We start from the raw sequence: 6,664 nt of genomic DNA on the forward strand, positions 1-6,664 counted from the left end.
TTCCCTACACGACGCTCTTCCGATCTAAATTACAAGTAGGATTTTGTTTTTAGCAATAAAATGTTACTAAATACTAATTTTTTATCATATATTTTTAACTTATTTTATTAGTCATTTATTTTTTATACTCTCTATATTTTGCAGTCCCCCATCTTTCTTTATTTCTAAAGTTTTCGCTTTCTAGATAGGCTGTATCACCTTATTCCAATATATATCCTAGTTGTGTTTCCTTATATCTATTACTCTTATTGTTTTAATATTTTTATGTTATCACGTTTTTGCATTTATTTCCTTGATATTTTTCCCATTCTATTTTATCTGTTTCACTTACATTTTTATAATCATATTTTTCTGCTTTTATTCTAGCTTTATCCTTCCTATCCAACTCTCTTGTTGCTTTCTCTGAATCGGTTAAAGCTTTCCTTATTCTCAAATTTTTCTGATATGCTCTATATTTAACCCTTTTTGTTTCTACTATTTTAACCTTCTCTACTGGATTTTCTATAGACTCAATACGCTGTTTTTTTCTGCTATTTTAAAAACTATTTAAACCATATAAAGAATTTACTATTACAGATCTTTATTTATTTTATTAATTTCTTTAGCTCAACTATGCATTTTAAAATAGCCTTCTTATTACACAATCTATACAATCTACTATAAACAGCTATTATTCAAGCATAAAGTAGACACGATATACTATTTACCATCTACTAGTAATTTATTATTTGAGTAGGGTTTTTTTCTTGGTACTAATACGTTTTGTTCCCCAAATCTGTTTCTAATTGCTTGATACATTGTTGATTAATAATACTCTCTAACTACTGAAATCTAAATTGTTCTTCCTTTTTTACTAGGGCTTCTTTGCTTTCTATCAGGATCGAGTTTTGCTCTATTGTGCTGTTTTTGTGCTACTCTTTTTTCTTTTTAATCTGTTCTTTTTTAATACTTTTAGCTTGTTTTGCCCTGAGAGCATACAAAGAAGTTATTTCTCCACTATTTACTCGGATTATTGACTAATTCCAACTATCATCGTAGTTATTTTTACCCATATTCTTTCCCTTATTTCAAATTATAAGTTAATATCTCTAAATAAGCTTTATTAGCTTAATCTAGAACTAAAAGAACATAATAAAAATAGATCTTGATATATTTTAATATATTATACAGGTATAATTTTAAATACCATTAAGTATATACCTTGAAATTAAAGGAGAAGTAAATGAAATATGAATCACTTGATGATAAATCCTTAAAAAAAATATTAGTTAAGGATTTCTATGAAGAGAAAGCTGTGGATGCATTACAAATTCATTTTAATACATCAGAAATTGAGGTAAAAAAACCCAAGAGTTTGTTATTCTAAAAGAAGTAATTAATAAATACAAGCTTAACATTAATAGAATCGTTAATCCAAGATGCGGGAGCGGTTATGCAACAATTTTAGCAAACTCTTTACGCTTACATTATTTGGGAATAGATTTTAGTAAATATCAAATAACTTTAGCTAAATAACAATATTCAGGCAAGAATATAACTTTTATTTGCGATAATTTAAAGAATATTAGCATCTATTTGAAGCCGGAAGATTTTTTATTAACCCAATTTTTATTACAATTTCTAACAAATAAAGAATTACATATAATACTAACACAAATCATTAAATCTTACCAAGTATACTGGTTTATTCAAGAAGGGGTTTCTATCTTAAAAAATAGACTTATTTTACAAGATATTGATATGTCTATAAAGCATACTTACAATACACAATATAGAACTAGACAAGAGTTTATCAACATACTTTCACAATATTTTGAAATCCTTGAACATGATTTTATCTTACAAGCTATAAAAACCTCAAGAACAGATAGTAAATATATGTACTTTTTGTTAAGAACTAAACAATTTTAGATAGAATGCTTAGCTTTAAAAGTTTGGGTTTAAAGATTTAGCAGTGTAGATTCTAGATTCTCATACTGGGGATATAGCTTTATCTACAAAGGCTTTGCTTTTTATTAATAATATTTGAGTTAAATCCTGAGCAATCTAGCATTGTAGAAAAAATATTATCATGGCTTAAGGATTTTCTACTCTTAGCGTGAATATTCTTATATTCCTGAGGCATTTTTTTAATTAAAGGATCCGAAAACCACATAAAAGCCGCCACATGAATTTGCTCCATAGGAGCATTATGAAACTGGGCACCATGTAAAAAGCGTCCATTTTCACCTAAGCTTTCTCCATGATCTGAGGCATATAATACAAAAGAATTTTTATTACGTAATCTATCAAGAATTTTTTTAGTAACATAATCTGTATATAATACGCTATTTAGGTAAGCATTCCTAGTTGCTTCATCTGTATTACAACGTCCACTCGGGCAACTAGGTTTGAAAACATCAAACTCCTTAGGGTATCTATCTTGATAACTATTATGTGAACCTTTTAGATAAATCACAAATAATTTGCTACGTGTAGGGTTTTCTTTTAATAATTTATCAAATAATGGTAAGATATGCTCATCTAAAGGTACTGCATTTGAGGGCATATACTTTCTGATAGAACTTACAAAATAGACTTCTTTCGCATTATTTGCCTCCACAAAAATTGCATTACTTTTAACTTCATAGGCAGTTTGAGTGGATAAGAAATAGGTATCAAAGTCAAAATCCCTATATACTGAAATTAAGTTTGTATCTTCTACCGGTAAATTAAAATTAAGCTGAGATTTATAAGATAATAAACACGCCACTGAAATTCTAGAATAAGTACCACAAGAAGTAAAATTATAAAACGGTACTAAATTTGGCTCTTTTGAAAGATACGGTGTGGTATCTAGGAAGAACCCTAAATAATTTTGTTTATCAGCTCTTGCACTCTCCCCTATTAATAATACAGCAATTAAAGGTTCACTAATTTTAGGAATATATATAAAGTTATATTTTTTACTAAGTTGTTTTATGGCTAAAGCTTTAGCCTTTTTAATTACATTGAAATATTGATATAGTCCGGCGATATAATTTATAGGTGAATAGCTAGCTAAGGAAATCTTTAATACTTGCTTATCTTTAAAAAGATTACTATTAATTAAACTAATCAGCATTATTAAGCTACTGAATAAGAGTATACTTTTACTAAGCAGTTTAAAAATCCTTACAAAAAATTTTTCTTCTTTTTTAATTTTTAAATACTTAACAATAATAATCCAAGAAATTACTGTACAAAAGATGACCAAAAAACTTATATTATAATCAAGCATATCTTTAGCCTCAGTACTATCTGCTTCAAAAATAGCACCGATTAGCATTTCATCTACAATAATATTGAATTTGTAGATATAGAACATAAATATAGTATTAATAAATAGTAAAAGAATAACCACAAACTTTAAAACCCTATTACTAAAAGCAACTAACAATAACAAACAATATATAAGAAAGAATACTAAACAAGCCTCAGCAAAAACATATACTATGTTTTTAAAAGTGTCATACTCTTCTATATTTAATAAATACCTTTGATAAAATATAAAGAAATTTCCTACTACCAATAGTAATAAACTACATATACTAATAAAACCAAATTTACCTACTTCTAACTTTTTCACCCTATACCCTTATTAATCTTACTGCTATAAAAAAGATAACCCTACAGACATTGCTAAAACAATTAGTAGATTATCATCTACTTTAAGTTTTTTAGCAAATAACTCTGATAAAGTTGCTATAAATACTACTACAAATAAGCTAATTTTTATTTCATATACAAATAATTTACTAATTACGATACTAACTATACTACTAGCTACAAAAAAAGCTATACTTCCTTGTAGAGATTTATCAACAATTTTAATACTTCCATATCTTTTCCCTATTAAGGCTGCGACTGTATCTCCGATTACTAAAACTAACATACTACAAATAGCAACATATTGATTAAAGAATAATACTGATAAAAAACAAGCTAATAGGAAAAATGAAGCCCCTGTTAATTTTTTATCATATATTTCATGAGGTCTTAATAAAGTATTTAATTTTAGAATATTATTAAACATACCTAAATTATAATTATTTATTCTCATTACATCCCAGATTAGTATAGGCAACAAAACTAATCCTACTATTAGAAGCATATAACTTTTATTATTAAAATAATAATAAAACAAGGGAAAAGCAACAGAACTAAGGTGAATAGCTTTTCTTTTCAGTTCTTGAGTATATGTCAAAACTCTTTTTCCTGTTGTATTAAATGGTGGGTCCGGAGGGACTCGAACCCCCGACCGATCCGTTATGAGCGGATAGCTCTAACCAACTGAGCTACAGACCCCTAATAAAACAATACAGAAATTCTAGTATTATTATTTATAACTTTCAAGAAAATTCTAATAATCTAAGAAGCTTTTTAATTTTCTAGAACGACTGGGGTGTTTTAATTTTCTAATAGCTTTAGCCTCAATCTGACGAATTCTTTCTCTGGTTACCGCAAACTGTTTACCTACTTCTTCTAAAGTATTATCTAAACTAGTACCAAGACCAAAACGCATTCTCAAAACTCTTTCTTCTCTAGGAGTTAATGTGCTAAGAATTTGATTGATAGATTTTTTTAAATCTTCTTGAATAGCCACGTCTAGAGGCTGAATAGCTTTTTTATCTTCTAAGAAATCTCCTAAATAGTTATCATCCTCACTAACCGGTGTTTCTAAACTTACAGGCTCTTTTGCTATACGTAATACTTTTCTAATTTTATCCACCGGTAGATTTAGCATTTGGGCAATTTCTTCAGGAATAGGATCTCTACCGTATTCACTAACAAATTGTGCGGAGGATTTTACTACCTTATTAATTGTTTCTATCATATGTACCGGAATTCTAATGGTTTTACCTTGATCTGCAATTGCTCTGGTAATAGCTTGTCTAATCCACCAAGTAGCATAAGTAGAGAATTTATGCCCTCTTTTGTAGTCAAATTTATCTACTGCTCTCATTAAGCCTATATTACCTTCTTGGATTAAATCTGAACGCTGTAATCCTCTATTAAAATATTTATTAGCTATGGAAATTACTAGTCTTAAATTTCCTTCTATCATTTCTTGTTTAGCTTTTATCCTATGTTTCTCACCTTTTTCTACAATTTTAATAATATCTTTTAAATTTCTAGTGGGTAGAAAGTATTCCATAGCAATTTGAGCCAGCTCTTTTCTGGATTCTATTATTACTTCGGTAATAGTAATTTTCTTATTTTCACCCTTTAAAAGTTTCAACCAATCATTTTTGATAAAATAGGAAAGCATATTAATAGTATTTTCCCTATCAAAGCCTTGAGAAACTATGTTTCTTATAATTTTATTTTCTAATAGAATAATTTTATCTCTTAATAAATTTATTTTATTAACAATCTTAGCAATAGTATTATTATTTACACAGATGTCTTTTAATAAAACACTACGCTCTTGCTGATATTTATATAATTTATTATCAGTTTTACTTTCTTTACCTCTTATATGTAATAGAAAAAGTTCCTCTTCTATTAATTGAATTTTACTATCTAGTAATAAAAGCTTTTCTATTTTATTTGTAAATAAAGGCTCAATCTTAGCTTCAATAACAGCTAAAGATACTCCTATATTGTCTTCTTCTGACATATCCTCATCTAAAGGCTCATCATTATGTTCTTGCTCTTCTACTTCTAAATAGTTCTCGTCTTCTTTTAAGATACTATCTACTTCCTCCATTTCCTCTTTATTAAGACTTCTAGTTCTAGGACGCCCCCGATTCGAAATTGTAGCTTTAATATTAATATCTTTAATATTTTCTAATTTACCTAATTCTTCATGACTATGCCAAAATAAAGACCAATCTATTAAATCTCTAATATAGTATTTACCTTGTTTATAATCTTCGTACCAAATATGTAGATAATTGTAAAACAAAGGGTTCAAACAAATCCCCTCCATTACTAACCCTTTAGCAGCCTCAATACGTTTAGCAATAGCAATCTCACCTTCTTTGGTTAATCTATTAGCAATTTCTCCGATATCTCTATAATAAAGTTGCACCGGATCATCTGTTCTAAAATATTCAGGTGTAGTTTCTTCTTTATTACTCTCTGTTTCAGTTCTTACAGTAAGTGAGGTTTCCCTAACAACTTCGTAATCATCATATTCTTTGTCTTTATCTACAATTTCTATCCCCATATCAGATAAAGCCTCTATTGTACTTTCTACTTCTGATAGAGAAAAATCTTCATTTAAACTAGCATTAAATTCATCATAAGTAATAAGGTTTTTTTTCTTAGAATTTTGTTGTATTTTTTCTATTAAAGTAACTACTATCCTACTAGTTTCTATTATTTTTTTATTGTCTTTACCTATAGTTTTTTTCCGTACTGTATCTTTATCTTTAGGCATACTTACTCCAAATCTTGTTGAACATATTCTATTAACTTTTTTACTTCAACTACTCTTTCCCAATCTATAGGATTATGATTGTTTTTAAAATTTTCTTGGGCAATTTTTAATTCCCTTTGTAAATCGTGAATTACAAACATATTAAAGGTTTTATTAAATTCATGGATAGCATCACTAGCATTCTTACACAAATCCAGCTGTTTTTTTACTAAAATATTATTATTAATTTTGTTACATAGTTCTTTAAGATCTTCACTA

At 27.8% G+C, this 6,664-nt stretch carries 7 protein-coding genes and 1 tRNA gene; 2 read left to right on the plus strand and 6 right to left on the minus strand.

Annotated features, from left to right (window positions below):
• Positions 1–262: 262 nt before the first annotated feature.
• A complete protein-coding gene (locus ACQCX0_RS05025; protein ID WP_462563074.1) occupies positions 263–433 on the minus strand; it encodes a hypothetical protein in 171 nt (56 codons plus the stop codon).
• Between the two features lie 789 nt (positions 434–1,222).
• Between ACQCX0_RS05025 and ACQCX0_RS05030 the strand changes: the two genes are divergently transcribed.
• Complete coding sequence (locus ACQCX0_RS05030; protein ID WP_462563075.1) at positions 1,223–1,366, plus strand: hypothetical protein; 144 nt, start codon at positions 1,223–1,225, stop codon at positions 1,364–1,366.
• 209 nt (positions 1,367–1,575) lie between these two features.
• A complete protein-coding gene (locus ACQCX0_RS05035; protein ID WP_462563076.1) occupies positions 1,576–1,911 on the plus strand; it encodes a hypothetical protein in 336 nt (111 codons plus the stop codon).
• Positions 1,912–1,990: 79 nt separating this feature from the next.
• On the opposite strand, the gene ACQCX0_RS05040 is transcribed toward ACQCX0_RS05035, so the two are convergent.
• The 5 genes from ACQCX0_RS05040 to ACQCX0_RS05060 form a co-directional block, all read right to left on the minus strand.
• Complete coding sequence (locus tag ACQCX0_RS05040; protein ID WP_462563077.1) at positions 1,991–3,607, minus strand: phosphoethanolamine transferase; 1,617 nt, start codon at positions 3,605–3,607, stop codon at positions 1,991–1,993.
• 24 nt (positions 3,608–3,631) lie between these two features.
• Positions 3,632–4,225, minus strand: a complete 594-nt coding sequence (locus ACQCX0_RS05045; RefSeq protein ID WP_462563078.1) for a diacylglycerol/polyprenol kinase family protein — start codon at positions 4,223–4,225, stop codon at positions 3,632–3,634.
• A gap of 24 nt (positions 4,226–4,249) precedes the next feature.
• Positions 4,250–4,326, minus strand: a tRNA-Ile gene (locus tag ACQCX0_RS05050).
• A gap of 55 nt (positions 4,327–4,381) precedes the next feature.
• Positions 4,382–6,406: an RNA polymerase sigma factor RpoD gene (gene rpoD / locus ACQCX0_RS05055; RefSeq protein WP_462563079.1), complete on the minus strand. Its 2,025-nt coding sequence runs from the start codon at positions 6,404–6,406 to the stop codon at positions 4,382–4,384.
• A gap of 2 nt (positions 6,407–6,408) precedes the next feature.
• On the minus strand, positions 6,409–6,664 hold a 256-nt coding region (locus tag ACQCX0_RS05060; RefSeq protein ID WP_462563080.1), incomplete at its 5' end, for a hypothetical protein.

The organism is Candidatus Hepatincolaceae symbiont of Strigamia maritima (genome assembly GCF_055505085.1).

Excerpts from the sequence above, each read along its gene's own strand:
- ACQCX0_RS05030 (WP_462563075.1), top strand. The coding sequence starts at position 1,223 with ATGAAATATGAATCACTTGATGATAAATCCTTAAAAAAAATATTAGTT.
- rpoD (WP_462563079.1), bottom strand. The coding sequence starts at position 6,406 with ATGCCTAAAGATAAAGATACAGTACGGAAAAAAACTATAGGTAAAGAC.